General features: G+C 61.3%; 18 protein-coding genes. 11 read left to right on the top strand and 7 right to left on the bottom strand.

What is annotated here, in order from left to right; all coding sequences use genetic code 11:
- Positions 1–108: 108 nt before the first annotated feature.
- The gene (locus ACA065_RS03300; RefSeq protein ID WP_497693302.1) at positions 109–1791 is read left to right on the top strand and encodes a ShlB/FhaC/HecB family hemolysin secretion/activation protein; all 1683 of its coding nucleotides are present in this window, start codon (positions 109–111) and stop codon (positions 1789–1791) included.
- 167 nt (positions 1792–1958) lie between these two features.
- Here ACA065_RS03300 and ACA065_RS03295 read toward each other — a convergent pair whose 3' ends face one another.
- From ACA065_RS03295 to ACA065_RS03285, 3 genes are all read right to left on the bottom strand, one after another.
- The gene (locus ACA065_RS03295) at positions 1959–2366 is read right to left on the bottom strand and encodes a response regulator (RefSeq protein ID WP_448653114.1); all 408 of its coding nucleotides are present in this window, start codon (positions 2364–2366) and stop codon (positions 1959–1961) included.
- 61 nt (positions 2367–2427) lie between these two features.
- Entirely contained in the window at positions 2428–2622 is a 195-nt protein-coding gene (locus ACA065_RS03290; protein WP_497693301.1) for a Flp family type IVb pilin, read from the bottom strand.
- A 67-nt stretch (positions 2623–2689) separates the two neighbouring features.
- A complete protein-coding gene (locus tag ACA065_RS03285) occupies positions 2690–2884 on the bottom strand; it encodes a Flp family type IVb pilin (RefSeq protein WP_497693300.1) in 195 nt (64 codons plus the stop codon).
- A 332-nt stretch (positions 2885–3216) separates the two neighbouring features.
- Here ACA065_RS03285 and cpaB point away from each other — a divergent pair, with 332 nt between their 5' ends.
- Genes cpaB through ACA065_RS03245 form a run of 8 tightly spaced genes read left to right on the top strand, consistent with a single transcriptional unit; the run spans position 3217 to position 10629 of the window.
- A complete protein-coding gene (gene cpaB / locus ACA065_RS03280; protein WP_497693299.1) occupies positions 3217–4143 on the top strand; it encodes a Flp pilus assembly protein CpaB in 927 nt (308 codons plus the stop codon).
- A gap of 15 nt (positions 4144–4158) precedes the next feature.
- Positions 4159–5379 (top strand): type II and III secretion system protein family protein, encoded by a 1221-nt coding sequence (locus ACA065_RS03275; RefSeq protein WP_497693298.1) that lies wholly within the window; start codon positions 4159–4161, stop codon positions 5377–5379.
- Positions 5376–6569: a CpaE/TadZ family protein gene (locus ACA065_RS03270; RefSeq protein ID WP_497693297.1), complete on the top strand. Its 1194-nt coding sequence runs from the start codon at positions 5376–5378 to the stop codon at positions 6567–6569. The genes ACA065_RS03275 and ACA065_RS03270 overlap by 4 nt, the downstream gene beginning before the upstream one ends.
- A complete protein-coding gene (locus tag ACA065_RS03265) occupies positions 6566–7834 on the top strand; it encodes a TadA family conjugal transfer-associated ATPase (protein ID WP_497693296.1) in 1269 nt (422 codons plus the stop codon). Before ACA065_RS03270 ends, ACA065_RS03265 begins: the two co-directional genes overlap by 4 nt.
- A 13-nt stretch (positions 7835–7847) precedes the next feature.
- Positions 7848–8729 carry a type II secretion system F family protein gene (locus ACA065_RS03260; protein ID WP_497693295.1) on the top strand — a complete coding sequence of 294 codons (882 nt, stop codon included), beginning with the start codon at positions 7848–7850 and terminating at the stop codon, positions 8727–8729.
- A 1-nt stretch (position 8730) separates the two neighbouring features.
- Positions 8731–9624, top strand: coding sequence for a type II secretion system F family protein (locus ACA065_RS03255; RefSeq protein ID WP_497693294.1), 894 nt, complete (start codon positions 8731–8733; stop codon positions 9622–9624).
- Between the two features lie 10 nt (positions 9625–9634).
- The gene (locus ACA065_RS03250) at positions 9635–10357 is read left to right on the top strand and encodes a tetratricopeptide repeat protein (RefSeq protein WP_497693293.1); all 723 of its coding nucleotides are present in this window, start codon (positions 9635–9637) and stop codon (positions 10355–10357) included.
- 2 nt (positions 10358–10359) lie between these two features.
- Entirely contained in the window at positions 10360–10629 is a 270-nt protein-coding gene (locus ACA065_RS03245; RefSeq protein ID WP_497693292.1) for a DUF3613 domain-containing protein, read from the top strand.
- A gap of 129 nt (positions 10630–10758) precedes the next feature.
- On the opposite strand, the gene ACA065_RS03240 is transcribed toward ACA065_RS03245, so the two are convergent.
- A complete protein-coding gene (locus ACA065_RS03240) occupies positions 10759–11541 on the bottom strand; it encodes a response regulator transcription factor (RefSeq protein WP_497693291.1) in 783 nt (260 codons plus the stop codon).
- Between the two features lie 126 nt (positions 11542–11667).
- Entirely contained in the window at positions 11668–12141 is a 474-nt protein-coding gene (locus tag ACA065_RS03235) for a prepilin peptidase (protein ID WP_497693290.1), read from the bottom strand.
- A 72-nt stretch (positions 12142–12213) separates the two neighbouring features.
- On the opposite strand from ACA065_RS03235, the gene ACA065_RS03230 reads away from it, so the two are divergent.
- Positions 12214–12651 carry a TadE/TadG family type IV pilus assembly protein gene (locus tag ACA065_RS03230; RefSeq protein ID WP_497693289.1) on the top strand — a complete coding sequence of 146 codons (438 nt, stop codon included), beginning with the start codon at positions 12214–12216 and terminating at the stop codon, positions 12649–12651.
- On the top strand, positions 12648–15380 hold the full coding sequence (locus ACA065_RS03225; RefSeq protein WP_497693288.1) for an ATP-binding protein: 2733 nt from the start codon (positions 12648–12650) through the stop codon (positions 15378–15380). Before ACA065_RS03230 ends, ACA065_RS03225 begins: the two co-directional genes overlap by 4 nt.
- Here the strand turns inward: ACA065_RS03225 and ACA065_RS03220 are convergent.
- The gene (locus tag ACA065_RS03220) at positions 15377–17359 is read right to left on the bottom strand and encodes a pilus assembly protein TadG-related protein (RefSeq protein ID WP_497693287.1); all 1983 of its coding nucleotides are present in this window, start codon (positions 17357–17359) and stop codon (positions 15377–15379) included. The genes ACA065_RS03225 and ACA065_RS03220 overlap by 4 nt on opposite strands.
- Positions 17360–17616: 257 nt before the next feature.
- Positions 17617–18174, bottom strand: coding sequence for a DUF4136 domain-containing protein (locus ACA065_RS03215; protein WP_497693286.1), 558 nt, complete (start codon positions 18172–18174; stop codon positions 17617–17619).
- Positions 18175–18188: the final 14 nt, after the last annotated feature.

Below are 18188 nucleotides of genomic sequence, written 5' to 3'. Positions count from 1 at the left end.
GTCTTTTTTATGGGGTTTGTTTCAACAAACAATGCCTGGCTCTCCCGAACCGTGTCCCAGAACCCGGCGGGCCAGAAACGCTGCTGCAGTTTGACCATGGAGTGTCCTATGCGCGTGTTGACGCCGTTGTTAGTGCTAACCCTCAGTGCCTACGTCCAGGCCGAGACCCTTCCCAGCTTCCTCAACAGCAACGACACCATTCGCAACCTGCCGGTGCCCAACCTTCCGGCCGACGCCTATCGCCCGGTCACACCCCAGACCCAAGTACCCGAAGCGCCGGCCACCCAGGGCCAGCCGTTGTTGATGGACACCAAGGTCACCATCCGCAAGCTGCAGATCGACGGTGGCACGATCTATCCGCTGGACGAGACCGCCAAGGCCTACGCGCCGTTGATTGGCCATGAGACCAACCTTGCGCAACTGATCGAAGCCACCCGCAGCATCACGCGTCGCTATCAGGATGACGGCTACCTGTTGTCCTACGCGTTCCTGCCGCAGCAGACCTTCGAAAACGGCCTGGTACGCGTGGTACTGGTAGAGGGTTACATCAAGGATTACCAACAAACCGGTGATATTGGTTCGGTGTCAGCCTACGTCGACAAACTGGCGAACAAACTGCTGGCCGAACGTCCGCTCACCCGCAAGACCTTCGAACGCTATACCACGCTCATGGGCCGTATTCCTGGCGTGACGTTGCAGGCCCAAGTGCCGCCGCCAGGCACCACCGATGGCGGCACGCACATGGTCATCCAGGCCACTCGCAAGCCCTTCACCACCAGCATGAGCCTGGTCGACAAAAACCGTGGCGGCACGCAGGCGTTGCTCACCGCCACCAGCAATTCGCAGACATCCATGGGCGAGCAGCTCAACGTCAGCGGCCTGTTCCCACCGGGCGACGACAAAGAACACTACTACCGTGTGGGCTACAGCCAGTTCATCAATGCCGAGGGCACCCAACTGGCGCTGGGCGCCGAGCGTTATCGCGCCGACCCCAGCAGCAACATCCAGCTCGACGGCGGCTTCGAACTCAAGCCGCACCAGTCAATCGACCGCTACACCATTGGCCTCAGCCACCCGCTGATTGCCTCGCCTAACGAATCGTTGACCGTGGGCACGCGCCTGTACGCGGTGGACCAAACCACCCGTTATCAACTGGTGGGCTTCCCCAACCGTTTCGACATCGAAACCAACTTGCGCGCGCTGGCGTTCGAGGGCGACTGGCGCAAGTCCGACACGCGGCAATTGCGCATTCTCAGTGCCGGTTTGTATCAGGGCATCAACGGTTTGGGCGCCACTGCTCGCAGTGATCTGGAGGGCGCAAAACCGGACTTGGACTTCTTCCGCCTGCGCCTGTCCGGCGTGCAAAGCGACAAGTTTTTCGATAACTGGCAGGGCGTGCTGTCGGGTGCATTCTACTGGAGCGATAGCACGCTGCCCGACAGTGAACGCGCGACCTTTGGCGGGCAGAACTTCGGGCGCGGCTACCCGGATGATCAGGGCTCCGGCGACAAGGGCTGGGGGGTGGCGTATGAGGTCAACTACAGCTTCAACCGTGCCGGCGATTGGGTGAAGGTCCTGCAACCCTACGTGGTGCTCGACCGCGCCAAGACCTGGTTCAACGAACTGCCGGTCAAAGGCAATGACATGTCATCGGCCGCTGTAGGCCTGCGCTTTGGCGACAACAAGTACTACAACATTGCCTTGGAAGCGGCCAAGCCGATGTCGGATATCGCGCTGGACAGTTTCAACCGGCGGCCGCGGTATACGCTGAGCTTCAGCTATCAACTCTGAGTATTGGTGGGCGCTGGCTGGTTGTGGTGGGAGGCTTGTTGTGGCGAGGGAGCTTGCTCCCGCTGGGCTGCGAAGCGGTCCTGAAAAATGGGACTGCTGCGCAGTCCAACGGGAGCAAGCGCCCTCGCCACAGGTTGAGCACTCGCCACAAGTAAGCCAAAACCCGCCTACAGGTGAGACTTTCTCAGAGGGAACAGACTGTTGAGGGTGTCGATCAACCGCACCAGGTAGATGGGCTTGCGAAACAGGTCCAGCACCTGCAGGCGCAGCATGTCGCTCACGTCATCCATCTCGGCATGACCCGACATCACGATCACCGGCAAGTGTTGGCGATCGGTGTGTTCGCGCAGGCGCTTGATCAGCGAGATGCCACTTTCCTCGGGCATGCGCAGGTCAGTGATGACCAGCGCGATGTCGGGGTTCAGGGTCAGCTCCTGCAATGCGTAGGTGACGGAGGTGGCGGTAAAACAAACGAAGCCCTCGTTCTCCAGCGACTCCGCCAGTTCTACGAGGGCATCTTCTTCGTCGTCCACCAACAGGATTTGCTGGCGAAAAGGTGCAGATGCAGCATTCATGGGTACTACCTGGCGGCGCCAATCAATAACAAAAGGTACTCAAAGAATGCCGTCTACAAGGTCACGTTGGCGTAATGGCTGTCGTGATTTTTGTAAACAACGCGCTGATCTGAGGCGACAGCGTAGTCCCTGCCGCCAGAATCACCAGCGCTACAATGGCCACCAGAATGAGGTACTCAATCGCCGTGGCGCCGTCTTTACGACGAAAGAGCAGCTGGAGTTGAACGCAAAATTTAATCAACAGATCAAGGATCATAATACTGCTCCTCTGGCGCTTCAGCGCCCGCTAAACAAGGAACTGCACAGTCAGATGCCGCCCGAACTTACGGTGGAGTCACGGCGGTGGTGATTTTAGTGAAGAACGCGGTGATCTGTGGTTTTAACGTAGTGCCAGCTGCCAGTATCACCAACGCTACAATCGCCACGAGAATGAGATATTCAATCGCCGTTGCGCCGTCTTTGCGCTGAAAAAGCAACTGCAGCTGGACGTGAATTCTAATCAACAGGTCGAGGATCATAAGTACTGCTCCTTGAGCGGCCAGGCGCCCTGGCTCGGTGCTGCACAGTAATTGCGATGTGCCATCTGAGCATTGTCAACAAACCTCACCCTCACAACTGTAAGAACGGATTAATCACAAAGTAGTGGGTGCTTTGCAGGCGCCTGAAATCCGTGATTTCAAAGGCTGCTTTCTGACGCCAGGAAGAAATCTTTCTGTCAGTAATGGCATTTCGTCCTAGCTGAACTACCTTCAAATAGCGAAATAGTTAGTCCACTGTTCATAGCAGCCGGGTTGCGTAATTGGCCTGTTCGGAAGACGGGTTGCGGTGCAACAGGAAAGGGAGAGCCGTCATGAACACGCGTCTGAGCATGGTACTGGCCGGTGTGCTTTTGGTCGGCGCGCTGTTTGCCGGTTACTGGGGGCTGGTCCTCAGCCGTGAGCCTGCTCCGGCCCCGCCGCCGCCGCCACAAACCGCTCCTGTCGATAAAGCCGTCGCCGTGGTGGAAGACCAGACCCGCCAACCTGTGGTGGTGCTGGCGCACGATGTTCCGCCCTTTGTCGCCCTGAATGCCGCTGACCTTAGCGTAGAAAAACTGCGCACCGTGCCTGCCGGCAGCATGACAAGTATTGACCAAGCCATCGGCCGCACCCCGTGGCGTGCCCTGCAGGCCGGCACCTGGCTCAACGAAGAAAGCTTCACACCCGGTGGCCCGCTGGCGCGCATGATTCGCCCGGATGAACGCGCCCTGGCCGTCGCCGTTGATGAAGTGATCGGCGCCGCCGGCCAGTTGAGTCCCGGCGACTATGTAGACGTATTGCTCTACCTGCGCCAAGACACCGCCAACCTCGAACAATCTGCCCAAGTCGTCGTCCCCGCCATGCGCCTGCTCAGCGTCGGCGATCAAATGGGCCTGACCAACGACGGCACTCCCGCCTCCCCTCCCGCGATGACCGCTGAAGAAAAAGCTCAACGCCGCGCGCCCTCTCGCACCGTGGTACTGGCGGTGCCCGAGCAACTGCTGAGCCGGTTGATGCTCGCCTCCCAGGCCGGCACCTTGCGCCTGGCCGTACGCAGCAGCGACGAACGCTTGTTGAGCCACTACTGGGCCGGTGAAAGCGATACGCCGGCCAAGCTGCAAAGCGCCAACCGCGACCTCTACCAATTCACACAATTGGCCTTCGCCCAAGCCCCGAAAAAAATCGCCCAGAGCGCGCCGCGCCGCACCGGTGTCGAGGTGATACGCGGCAACCAAGCAACCCAACAAACGCCCGACTGAACAAGGATGCTGTGCATGAGCCGACGTTTCGCACCGGTGTTCACGCTGAAAATCGCCTGTGCCCTGCTGCTGTCGAACCTGTCTGTGGGCCTGGCTGTGGCCGCCACCGGCAACTGCGCCAGCCTGGGCCAATTGCCCGCAGCCCTGTCGGTCGGCGAGGGTCTGCAACAAGAACTGCAGTCGCCGGTGGCAATCACGCGCCTGGCGATTGGCGACCCGAAAATCGCCGACGTCCACCTCAATGGCAATCGCGGTTTTCTGCTCACCGGCGTCGCTTCCGGCACCACCAGCCTGATGGTCTGGACCGCCTGCTCAGCCACACCGCGCCAGAGCATGGTGTTCGTCAAGGGCAAGGCCACGGCCGCCCTGACCAGCCTGTCACTGGCGCCAGCAGACGACCCGTCGCTGCCCAGCCAAGTGCAGACCGACATCCGCTTTGTCGAGGTCAGCCGCACCAAGCTCAAGGAAGCCAGCACCAAAATCCTGGGCATGGGCAAGAACTTTTTCCTCGGCAGCCCCAACCTGTTATTTCCCACGCCCAGCACCTTCAAGCTGCCGGTGAACGCTGACCAATTCAATATCGGCTTTGGCGGCGGGCGTGTCTCGGCGATGATCAACGCCCTGGAAAGCAGCGGTTTTGCCTACACCCTGGCGCGCCCAAGCCTGGTAGCCATGAGCGGGCAAAGTGCAACCTTTTTGGCCGGTGGCGAGATCCCGATCCCGGTGCCCAGCAGCGGCAGTGACACCATTTCCATCGAGTACAAAGAGTTCGGCATTCGCCTGACCCTGACCCCCACCGTGATCGACCGCAACCGGATTTCCCTCAAGGTCGCACCGGAAGTCAGCGAGCTGGACTACACCAACGCCTTGGTGATTCAGAGCATCCAGGTGCCGGCCCTGACCATCCGCCGTACCGACACCACGGTATCGCTCGCCGATGGTGAAAGCTTCGTAATCAGCGGCCTGATCAGCAGCAACAACACTACCAACATCAGCAAGTTTCCGGGCCTGGGTGACATCCCGATCCTGGGTGCGTTCTTTCGCGATTCCTCGGTCAACCGCCAAGACAAAGAACTGCTGATGATCGTCACCCCACACCTGGTGCAGCCGCTGGCCGCCAACGCAAAGCTGCCGTCGTTGCCCGGCGAGAACCTGCGTAACTACGACCCGAATTGGTACCGCCTGTACTTCCTGGAAAACGGCAATTTCGACCGCAGCAATGGGTTGTCCCAATGAGCGATAGCCTGAGCCAGACGTTCCTGGCAATCACCCGTAATACCACCGACCTGGAATGGCTGCAGGGCGCGCTGGCGCCGCTTGGCCAAGTGGTCAGCGCCGACAGTGGCACCCTCGACGAGCTGCTGGCGTTGGTCGACGTAACCTTCGCCAACCTGGTGTTTGTCGGCCTCGACCGCGAGCATGTGGTGGCCCAAAGCGCGTTGATCGAAGGTGCACTGGAAGCCAAGCCGATGCTGGCCATCGTCGCCCTCGGTGACGGCATGGACAACCAATTGGTATTGAATGCGATGCGCGCCGGGGCGCGGGATTTTGTTGCCTACGGTTCACGTTCCAGCGAAGTGGCCGGGCTGGTGCGCCGCTTGAGCAAACGCCTGCCGCCGGTCACGACCAACACGCAACTGGGCGGCCTCACCGTGCTGTACGGCACTCAGAGCAATGCCGACGGTGCGCTGCTCGCCAGTCACCTGGCGCTGGTCGTACAAAAGAGCGGCCAGCAAACCCTGCTGCTGGACCTGGGCCTGCCACGCGGTGACAGCCTGGCGCTGCTGGGGCTGGAGAGTTCGTTCAATTTCGGCGATGCCCTGCGCCACCTGCGGCGGCTGGACGCCACCTTGATCAACAGTGCTTTTACCTCAGCTGAAGACGGCCTGCGCATCCTCGCCTATGCCTCTAACGATGAGCCGCTGGAGCAGACCAGCGCCGCCGAGTTGTACATGCTGCTCAGCGCCTTGCGCCAGCACTTTCAGCACATTGTGGTGAACCTCGCCGGCCAGCCGGACAGCGAAGCGCTGCGCACCTTTGTCAGCCACTGCGACAAGCTGTTGTGGTGCACCGACCAAAGCGTGCTGGACTGCCGTCGCAACCTCGCGGTGCTGAACCAGTGGCGCGAAAAAGGCATGAAGCTTGAACACGCCAAGCTGTTGGTTGATCGCTATATCAAAAGCTGCGCGCCCGACTCAGAAGCCCTGGAAAGAAGCTATGGGCTGGAGGTGATCGCCGTGTTGCCACTGAGCCCGGAGGTGCGCCTGAACGCGAAAAACCAGGGGCAAACGTTGTTCGCCCTGGCGCCGCGAGAACCCCTGACTCACGGTCTGAAAACCCTCGGCGACCGCCTGGCCAAACGCTCGGAAGGCATGAAAAAACCGTCGCACAACTGGCTTGAACGCCTGCTGGGAAGTGGTAAATGAACGGCGAAAAACTCTTCGGCGCGCCCGCTCGCGGCGTCGGTGGCAACACCGACCACGATGGGCTGAAGCTGGTGCTGCATCGCTACATCATCGATGCCATCGAAGAATCCGGGAAGAACTTGCTGGAGGGTTCGAGGCCGCTGCTGGCGCAATTTGTCATCGACAAAGTCGCCGAATACATCAACCGCATGCACTTGGCGATTTCCCGCTATGAGATGGAGCGCCTGGCCGAAGAAATCGTCGACGAGCTGACCGGTTTCGGCCCGCTGGAAGTGCTGCTGCGCGACCCGTCCGTGACCGAGATTCTGGTCAACGGCCCGCACCGGGTGTTTATCGAGCGTGACGGCTTGCTGCACCAAAGTGACCTGCGGTTTATCGACGCGCACCACGTGGAGCGCGTCATGCAACGCATCCTCGCGCCGCTGGGCCGGCGCCTGGACGAGTCCTCGCCAATGGTCGATGCACGCCTGCCCGATGGCAGCCGGGTCAACGCGATCATTCCGCCGATTGCCCTGGACGGCCCGTGCCTGTCGATCCGCAAATTTCGCAAGGACATGCTCAAAAGCAGCGACTTGGTCGCCATGCAGACCATCGACCAGAACATCTTCGATTTCTTTCAGGAAGCGGTGGGCAAGCGCTGCAACATCTTGATCAGCGGCGGCACCGGCACCGGCAAAACCACCCTGCTGAATATCCTCAGCCAGTTGATCAACCCGCATGAACGCCTGGTCACTATCGAAGACGTCGCCGAACTGCAACTGGGCCACCCACACGTCGTACGCCTGGAAACCCGCCCGCCGAATGCCGAGGGCCACGGAGAGGTCAAGGCCAGCGACCTGATCCGCAACGCCCTGCGGATGCGCCCCGACCGCATTATTCTGGGCGAGATCCGTGGCGTGGAAGTGCTCGACGTGCTCACCGCGATGAACACCGGCCACGACGGTTCCATGAGTACGGTGCACGCCAACAACGCCGCCGATGCCTTGCTGCGCCTGGAAACGTTGGTGGGCTTGACTGGCCGCGTGGTGGCGGAAAAAACCCTGCGGCAAATGATCTGCGCCGCCCTGGACGTGGTGATTCAACTGACTCGACTGCCGGACGGCCGTCGCTGCGTCAGTGAAGTGGTCGAAGTGGTGGGTATCCGTGAAGACGTGTACGTGACCAACACCCTATTCCGCCATGACCGGCGTACAGGCTTCGGTTTCCTGCGCGAGGCGATCAACCCGGCCGGTGAAAAACTGCGCCGCGAACCGTTACTGCCTTGAAGGAGACGCAAGCATGACCGGGGCCATCCTGCTGCTCATCTGCCTGATCCTGATCGGCCTGTCGATTCGCTCCTTCCAGAACGGCCTGCGCCGCGCCCAGACCGAGCGCGTGCTGGGCCGCCTTGCCGAAGGCCAGCCGCAACTCGTCGAAGAGAACAGCCAATGGAGCGGCATAGAACGCATGTTCCTGCGCGCAGGCCTGGGCAAACCCAGCGACAACCTCGGTGTGTGGCTGGCAGTTTGGGCCCTGGGCGTGGTGCTGGGGTTGCTGGTTGCCGGTTGGATCGGCCTGGTGGTGATGCTGGTGTTGCCGCCCCTGCTGCTGCGCGTGTACATCGCCTGGCGCTATCAACGGCGCATCAAGCGCATGATCGAACAACTGCCGCAATTGCTCGACCACACCGTGCGTAGCCTCAAGGCCGGGCGCACCCTGGCCGACGCGGTGCTGGGCGGTATCGAGATCACCGAAGACCCGCTGCAACACGCCATGGGCCGCATCCAGCGCAATGTGCAGTTGGGCGTTAGCCTGCCGGAGTCGGCCCACGACTTTGCCGAGTTCTACGAGCGCGACGAGTTTCGCCTGTTCGCGCTGGGGTTGAAGGTGAACCACCGCTATGGCGGCAACGCCAGCGAACTGTTGGAAAACCTGATCAAGATGATCCGCGAGCGCGAGCAAGCCGCCCGCCAGTTGCGCGCCTTGACCGGCGAAACCCGGGTGACCGCCTACGTGCTCACCGCCCTGCCGATCTCGATGATCGGCTACTTTCTGGCCGTGAACCCCGCGTACCTGATGACCATGTGGAACGACGGCACCGGTCGCATCCTGTTGTTCGTGGCGCTGGTCATGCAGCTGTTGGGCTGTTTCACCTTGTGGCGCATGTTGCGGAGCGTATGAGATGGCTATTGCACTGCTGATCAGCGCTGTACTGTTCATCGCCGCCCTGGGGTTGGTGCTGGCCAACCTGATGAAACACCGGCGCGGCCAGCGCCTGGTTGCCCAACGCCTGCAGGGCCAGATGGCCCGCGAACACACGTTCGGCACGCTGATGCGGCAACTGGGCAGCAGCCCGCTCGCGCAACGCTCGGTGAGCCTGGACAACGAAACCCAGATCCTGCTCAACCGGGTCGGCTGGCGTAAAGCCAACCAGCGCTCGATGTTTGCAGCCTTCCAGGTCGGTACGCCGTTGTTGCTGTTGGTCATTACCTTGGTGGCCCAGGGGTTTCTGTTTCCTAACGCAGGCTCGCCGTGGCTGGCGCCTTTGCTGGCGCTGGGCATCGGCTATCTGTTGCCTAAGCGCATCCTCGCCAGGGCCGCCACGGCGCGCCAGCAACGCATCTCCCGCGAGGTGTCGACCTTCATTCCGCTGCTGCGCATCCTGTTCGAGTCCGGCATGGCGGTTGAACAAGCGCTGCGCGTGTTAAGCATTGAAGCGCAACGCTTGCTGCCGGCGCTGACCTTTGAATTGCGCCTGATCCTGACACGGGTCGACTCCGGCCTTGAACTGAGCGAGGAGCTGGGCAAGACCGCCCGCCTGCTGGCCGTGGATGAATTCACCGACACCTGCACCATCCTCCAGCAACTGGTTCAGCAAGGCGGCGGCGCGATGAAATCGTTGCTGTCACTCAAGCAATTGCTCGACGACCGACGCCTCACGCGCATCCAGGAGTTCGTCTCGAAGATGTCGGCAAAAATGTCGGTGGTGATGATGGTGTTTTTGTTTCCCGCCTTGCTGATCGTGCTCGGGGGGCCGGCTTTTATCGGCATCACCCGAGCCTTGAGTAACTTATGAGGAGCGCCCGATGAGAGCCTTGATAGCCGGTTTGAGCCTGTTGCTGCTGGGCGGTTGCGCCACCAATGGCCAAACCCCGTGGGGCGCGTTTACGGGCACCGGCAGCTGCCCCAAACCCAGCTCCGAGCAGGAACTGTCGTTGAACCTGGCCGATGAAATGGCCGGCGACGGCAAGCTGCACGCCAGCCTCGCCAACTTGCAAAGCTTGCCGGCCAACTTGCCCCAGGTACGCCTGCGCCAGGCCAAGGCCTATCGCCTGCTCGGGCGCAGCGAAGCCGAGCCGTTGTACCGCAGCCTGATCGGCACCTGCATGGCCGCCGAAGGCGAACACGGCCTGGGCCAAATCGCCTCGGCCAAGGGCGATAACGGACAAGCCATGGCCCACTTGCAACGCGCGGCCCGACTGGCGCCCACCGACGAAAAAATCCGCAATGACCTGGGCGTGGTGTACCTCAACCAACGGCGCCTGGAAGACGCGCGTTTCGAATTCATGACCGCCATGGAACTCAAGCAGAGCGACCCGCTGGCGGCGGTCAACCTGGTGACGCTGCTGATCTATCAGGACAACTGGAAACAGGCCGCGCAACTGGTCAGCCAGATGGGCTTGAGCCCCGAGCAAGTCACTGAAGCCCAGGCCCGCGCCGAGAAGCTCAAAGGCGCAAGCGCGCCTGTCGCCAAGGCCAAAGACCAGATTGCCACGGTCAGTGATGCTGCAAGCAACCCGAGGAATTGATGATGAAAGTGCCTTATCTCGCAAGCCTGGTAATGCTCGTGTTGCCCCTCAGCGCCATGGCCATAGAGCCCGGCCCCTCGTCGCCGCAGCAGGCGCTCACCGAGCAATGGCTGACGCTGCAGTCCACGGGCAGTGCCGCGTCCAAGACGCCACAGAAAGCCTCGGCAGCCGAGCGCGATAAGGCTCACCAGCGTTTGCTGGACAGCTACAAGTATCCGATTCCGGAGTATTTCGAGCAGAAGGTGGGGGGCAAAACTGAAGGGAGTAATTGATCTATCACTGACACACAGCAGTTCTAATGTGGGAGCGGGCTTGCTCGCGAATGCAGTGTGTCAGTCACCCAATAGGCTGGCTGATACACTGCATTCGCGAGCAAGCCCGCTCCCACATTTGTTGCAAGATCAGTGCGCCGTGACTCGCTGGCGCAAGGCGGAATTATTCGGCGACAACGCCAACGCCAGCTGCGTGCGGTTATGCATGTGTGTCAGGCGCAGCACTTGCGACACGTAGAGCTTCACGGTGTTTTCAGTGATACCCAATTCACAGGCGATTTGGTAGTTGGTCTGCCCTTTCCCCACCAGCCGGGCGACATCCAATTGGCGCGGCGACAACTGGTTGAAGATCGCCGGGATCTCCACTGGCCCGATGTCCTCGCCCGACAGTTCTGCGCCGTCCGGCCCAGGCCGGCTGCTGCGCACTTTGTCGAGGTCTTGGTACAGGTCGTTGATGGACTCGGAAAGGAACTGCAGCTTCTGGTTTAAGTTGCCCAGTTGCAGGTCCTTTTTACGCTCGTGCAACGCCGCTTCCTGGCGCTGCAAGCCTTCGAGCAATTCGTCGAGATTGATCGGCTTCTGGTAGTAGTCCGCGATCCCGGCACGCAGGGCCTTGATCACATCCTGCTTGTCGGCGCGACCGGTCAGCATGATCGCCTCAAAGGCCCGTTGCTTACCGGCGACCTTTTGCAGGGCCTGGACCAACTCGATGCCGTCCATGTCCGGCATATGCAGGTCGCACAGCACCAGGCCGATCTCGGCGTCTTCGCTGAAACGCTTCAAGGCCTGCAGGCTCGATTCACACGGGACACAGCGAAAGCCGCTGCTTTCAAGAAATTCACAGAGCTCTTCCACGATCAGCGGTTGATCATCGACAACGAGCACTTTTACTGCCGAGGTAAGCTTGTTCACGCGCTACTCCATGCATTGCAAGCCAATAGATTGACCATCCCTTTACGACACATATTCCTGTACATCTACGTATTAAACGTAGACGCACTTTCCGACTATGTACATAGCGTTAATACCCCGTGTCGACTAGTGGATCCAAAACCAGCTGACGGCAAATCCCACCAGCAGGAACGGCGCAAACGGTAGTTTTTTTGACGACTCCGGCACCAGATAGCCCATGCGCTGCTTAAGCCCATGACCCATAAGCGGAAGAAGTTTTGGCGCTATTAAAATCCACAGCACATTGGCGACCGTAGCCCCCACGAATGACCACAGCAGGTACTCGCTGTCCGAGGCCAACGCCAACGCCGCGAGCAGCTTTACATCTCCCGCGCCCAGGCGGCCCAGGGCGTAACCCGGCAAGGTCAGCAGCAGCGCCAACATAAACGCCAACAGGCCCTGCCCGGCCGATGCCCCCAGCCAGGTGCTGCCCGTCCACAGCACATACATCAACGCCAACAGGGCAGCGCCCAGCGTCAGGCGATTGGCGAGCAGCCGCTGCCGAACGTCCTGCACCGCACACAGCACCAACCACACCACTACCACTGCACCATGGATCACGTAAAAAACATCCCTTTTTGCCGATTGATTCTATGCTGATATCAAGTAGTAGCCGTTAGGGTAGACGCGGTGATGAGAACAAGCCTCCCGAAGAAGCAAAAAGGCGCGGCAGCGATTGAATTCATTGCTGTGTTCGTGATTTTTTTCGCGGTGTTTTACGGCATGGTCAGCTATAGCCTGCCGCTGCTGCTGCTGCAGTCGTTCAACCAGGCGACCGCCGAAGCCGTGCGCCTGAGTGTGGCGCTGGACCCCAACATGGCCGGCTACCCGGCCGCCGTGCAAAGCACCGCCAAAGCCGCCGTCACCAACCGCTTGGTGTGGATTCCCCCGGCGTACAACTTCAACGCCAGCCAAGTCAGCACCACGTTCGTCGGTGGCCTGCTGTCAGTGCAAATCAACTACCCCACGGCCAATCTGCATGCGGTGATGCCGTTTATTATCCTGCCCGGCATCGGCACCGTGCCGCAGTTGCCGACGACGCTGCAGGCCACTTCGAGCCTGCAGTTTTGACCTCGGGGGACAAACTCTTCGGGCGCCTGCTCGGCCGCAACAGCGCGCTGGCCGTCGACACACCGGCCCCGCCTTGCGCCGGACTGCACGTGTTGCTGGACGCGCAAGGCCGCGTGCTCGACATCAGCGGCACGCTGCGACCACAGCTGGCGCAATACGCTGATTCGCCGGCCCTGCAATCCCTGTTGTGTGCCCACAGCGCGTTGGCGGTTGAGGGCGTCCCTGCCGATTGGCAGCGCCACAGCCTCGACCTGGATTTCCAGGGTGTCGCCGGGCAAGTCCTGCAGACGCGCGGCACGATTGAAGCCCACGATAGCGGCTGGCTACTGCATGCCGTGGATATCGGCGACTTGCTCAGCGGCCGCCACCTTGCCGAGCAGCGTGAACAGAATCAGCAATTGGCCAGCCTGGTGAGTGAGCATCTGCGCGTGTGCAGCCTCAGCCGGCTGCCCGAAGTGTTAAACGAGCAGTTAGCCTGCGTGGCACAACGTTGGCGCATTCCGTGTGTAGCCCTCGCGCTGCTCGATCAGGATGATCAGGGCTGGATAATCTACAGCCAGTACGCCAACCATGACGCGCCGATGTTCTGGCACAACGGGCAGCGCCTTGGCACCTGCCTGGATAGCCTCAACGGCACCACCCCGTTGAGTTTGCAGGCGCCGTACGGGCGTGGGGACCATCCGCGTTTGCACAACGTGTTCGGCAATGCCGATGGTTTTCTGGTGCCGTATCGCGATGGCCAGGGCGTCGCCGCGTGGCTGCTGTGCGGGGCCTACAGCGGCCAACCGCAGATGCGCGACCGCGACTGGCTGAACCTCGCCGCCGCCCTCGCCGCGCCGCTGCTCAGCCGCCTGCGCGAGCAGCGCCATCATCAACAACTGGAGCGCCTGGAAGCCCTGCAAGGCCTGCTGGGCACCGGCTGGTTTGAACTGTTGCCGGCCAGTGGCGAGATCCAACTCGCGCCCCAATTGATGCGCAACCTCGGCCCGGAGCAAGCCACCACCCTACACACCCTGGACACCTGGCTGGAGCTCATCCACCCCGCCGATCGCCAGGAACTGCACAGCCGCCTGCGCGACCTGCAAACCCTCGGCAAGCCCTTGCTCGCCAGCGTGCGCCTCAACCGTGGCGACAACGCCCAGCCGCCGACCTGGTATCGCGTGCAGGGCCAAGTGCTGGGCGTGAGTGAGCAGCGACGCTGGGTCGGTTTCATGCTCGATATCAGCGACATCAAGAACCAGCAGGTACAAGCCGACGCCGCGCACGCCCGCCTGGATAACCTGATTGCCAGCTCGCCGGCGGTGATCTACGTGCAGCGCTACGTAAACGGCGCCCTGCTGCCGGTATTTTTCAGTGACAGCCTGTTGCCGCTGCTGGGCCGCACCCTTGCCGAGTGCAGCCTCGACAGCCTGGTGCAATGGGTGCATCCCGACGACCGCGACCTCTACTTCCAGCGCACGCGCCAACTGCTGCGCGAGGGCAGCGTGCGCAGTCGTTATCGTGTGCAGGATAAACAGGGCGACTACCACTGGCTGCTCGATGAAGCCAAATTGCTGCGCGATGACCTGGGTGTGCCGGTGGAAGCGATTGGCCTGTGGCTGGACGTCACCGACGCGACGCTGGCCGCGCAACAGGTCAAGGACAGCGAAGAGCGTTACCGCATCCTGGTGGAAGACTCCCCGGCGATGATCTGCCGCTACCGCCCGGACCTGACCCTGACCTTCGGCAACACGCCGTTGGCCAACTACCTGGAATGTCGGCCCGCACAGCTGCGTGGGCTGAACCTGGGCAACTGGCTGTCGGCCGAACAGCGGGAGGCGTTTGTGCAGCGCATCGGGCAACTGACGCCGGAGTTCCCGGTGAGCACCGCCGAGATCAGCCTGCAACTGCCCGGGCGCGAACATGCCTGGTGGGTGTGGTCGGACCGTGGCGTGTTCGATGAACACGGCGCGTTGGTCGAGGTGCAAGCGGTGGGCCGCGACAACACCGAAGTGCGCCGTTCCCAACAGCAACTCACGCAAAGCGCGAAAATGGCCACCCTGGGCGAAATGGCCACGGGCCTCGCCCATGAGATCAACCAACCGCTGAACGTGATGCGCATGGCCATCGTCAATGTGCTCAAGCGCCTGGGCAATGGCGACGCGCAGATCGATTACCTCACCGAAAAACTCCAACGCATCGACGCCCAGGTGCAACGGGCGGCGCGGGTGGTGGACCATATGCGCGTGTTCGGCCGCCGTTCGGAGGTCGAGCAGCAACCCTTCGACCCGGCGCAGGCGGTCGAAGGCACCTTGTCGTTGCTCAGCGAAAGCCTGCGCGGCAAAGGTGTGGACCTGCGCCTGACCCAGGCGGACATTCCCGTGCAGGTCAGAGGCTACGTCGACCAGCTCGAACAGGTGCTGATCAACCTGATGGTCAACGCTCGCGATGCCCTGCTCGGCCAGCGCGAAAAAAACCCGGAGCTGCGTCCGTGGATCGCCGTGCACACCGAACACGACAGCCGTCACGTGCGCATCTGGGTCGAGGACAACGGTGGCGGTATCGACCCACGCTTGCTCGAACGGATTTTCGAACCGTTCTTCACCACCAAACCGATTGGCGTGGGCACCGGGTTGGGCCTGTCGGTGAGCTACGGCATTGTGGAAAACATGGGCGGGCGCCTCAGCGTCAGCAATGGCGAATACGGCGCGCGGTTTTGTGTGGAACTGCCCAGGGCCACCGACGCTTAAATCACCAGGTAGGCTTCGCCGGTCTGGCCGCAGGTCAGGTTGGCGCCGACGCTCACATTCGCCAGGCTGATGCCCAGCATGTTCAGCAGGTTGTTGAGGATCGGGTTGAGCAGCGGGGCCAGCAGGTTATCCACTACGGGTGTGACGATGGCGCTGACGCCGCCGATAAGCGCGGCGACAGTAGGCGCCAACATACCCAATGGGTTGCCCCCTGAAGGTCGGAAAGCCGTGATGCTCACACCGTTCAGTGCGGTGGAAACGCCGCTTACCAGGTTGGTAGCCGGCGCCGCTGCCTGATAGGTCGGCGCGAGCCCCACATTCGGTGGTGTGGCGAACGGCGTGGTGCTGGAATACACCAAGTCCTGAGTGCTGTTGCTCCCGGCGATTTTGCTTTGCACCTGGATCGCAATACCACCCGCGCCAAACGGCACGCGGGCGTCACACGAGCCGATGCCAAGGATTTTGTGGCAGGTCTTGGTGCCAATATCGACCAGCGCCATAGGCGCCACTGACATGGGCTGCGTTGACGAAAAAGCATGGGTGATGTTGCCCACATTCAGCGAAGCCAGCGAGGTGGTGGTGTGGGCTGTCATGCTTTTAGTGCCTGCGTTGCCCGTCGGGCAGCTGTAGGCGGTGACATAGCTGCTGGCGCCCCCTGCATCCAGCACAATACTGAGCGGCAAGTTGCCTGGTAACACCAGTAGATCCAACTGCTGGCAGCCGGCACCCAGCAAGCACAAGGTCGAGTTGATCGTGGTCACCAGATTCAGGCTCAGCAGGCCGCTGAGTACCGGTGTCAGTGGGCCCACCAAGTCATTCACTGCCGTCGTCAGCCCCGACAAACTGCCGAGCACCGGCAAGCTGACCGTTACTTGGGCGCGCAACACGGCAGTCCGCACGTAAATACCATTGGGGCCTGACGGGTTGTCCACCGCCAGCGCCGGGTCGCCGATTGCCGACAACTGCGGCGGTTCGATCACTTTGATCTGAGTGGTGATGTTGGCCAGCCCGAGCACGCTCACAGGCAAGGTCGCGGAAGCCGCGCTTTGGTTACTGGACAACTGCACCACGCCTTGGATCAGCTGGAACACCTGCAGATTGGCATTCAGTGCCGCAGACGTTGTGCCGGTTTGCAATTGCAGGATTTTCCCGAGGGTTAGCGGTGTCGAGCTGATCGCGGCGATTTTCAGGCTACCCAACGCTGTCAATACATCCGCCGTCGCACCATTTTTTGTCAACACCGTGATCGCAGCCTGGACCAACTGCGAGGCCGTGACGTTGGTACTGAGCAATTGAGTGTAGTTACCAGCGGTCACGCCCAGGTTGATCGCCAATTGATCGAGGTAGCTGAGCAGGCTGATATTGGTATTGAGCAAGCCGTTCCAACCGGCGACGGTCAGGTTGACGTTGCCGCCAAGGAACGCGCTGAACAGGCCGTTCAAGAGGCTCGCACTGGCGGTATCGACGCTGGCCAAGGTGCTGTTGATGCTCAGTTGGGCCAAGGTCGCCGTGGGCTTGGCCGCCACCGCCGTGGCCGTCAACACGGTGTTGAGGCTGACCGAATTGCCGGAAAATAGTGACCAGATCCCGCCGGCCACGCTGGTGGTCACGGTTTTGCTGGCGACCACTTGGATGGCTGACGACAGCGCGGGGTTTGCGCTGAACGTGCGCTGGCCCGAAGCGCCGGTGGTGACGGAGCCACATTGGGTGACAAGCGTGTTGCCGTTACCCACCACGAAATGATTGCGCGCCACACTTTGCCCGGCAAAAGCCGCCGCACTCAGGCCCGCCAGGCAGGTGCCATTGCGGCTGACGGCCTCCAGCGCCGCGGTGTCTGCCACGCCTTGCAGCTTGCGCTTTTCCAGGTACAAGCGGCCGCTGTCGATCACCAATAAGGTAAAGGCCAATACCACCGCCAATACGCCGGCGGCCATCAAGCCAATGGCGCCGCGCTGCTTGCAATGAAATCGGGGAGACATCGAGCACTCCTGTGCCGGCGAGTCGCCGAGCGCTTACTCTCCTGGGGTGTAATTGAGTGTAGACAAGGCCTGAGGAGTGCGCTGATTCAAGGCTGTAGGAGATCCAATGTGGGAGGGGGCTTGATCGTTCCCACGCTCTGCGTGGGAATGCCGCCCCGGACGCTCCGCGTCCTGACGTTTAAACCTTGCGAGATGTGACGCGGAGCGTCCTCGGATGCGTTCCCACGCGGAGCGTGGGAACGATCATTGGGGGGGGGTTAGTGCGGGGGGTAGTTGGAGAGGATTTTGGTGACGGTGGTGCGGATGGCGTTGCTGCGGTCCTCTGGGTTCGGCGAGCTGGCCATTATTTGCTCGTCGCTGCCGCGCCACACCAGTTTGCCGTCTTTGCCGTCCAGTAAGTCGACCTGGATGGTCGCCACTTTGTAGGTGATATTGCGCGTTTCGTTGTACATCGGCGCGCCCCAGTAGCCGTTCCATGGGCCACCCCAGGCACCGCCGTAGTTGGTGGTGACTTGTTGCTGGCGGTCTTCGACGATCAGGTAGGCCTGCACGTTCAGGTCAGCCTTGGTGCCGGCCGCTGCGGGGCGCAGGCCGCGTTGGTCGAGTTGCTCGCCCACCGTCTGGCGGATGCGTTGCTCGGTGAGGTCACTTTTGATGCGTGGATCATCCGGGCGGTATTGCAGGGCCGGGTCTTTCCAAGCCCAGTTGCGGTAGGCGCCGAAGTCGCGGCTGGCGTCAAAGTCGTGGTTGACCTGATTGCTCTGGCAGCCGCCCAGCACTACAACAACAGCAAGTGCAGCAATGCGACGAAGCATGGTTTTTCTCCAAA

The sequence above is a fragment of the Pseudomonas sp. LBUM1640 genome, assembly GCF_059716225.1.
This window is presented reverse-complemented; position numbering and strand designations above follow the sequence as displayed.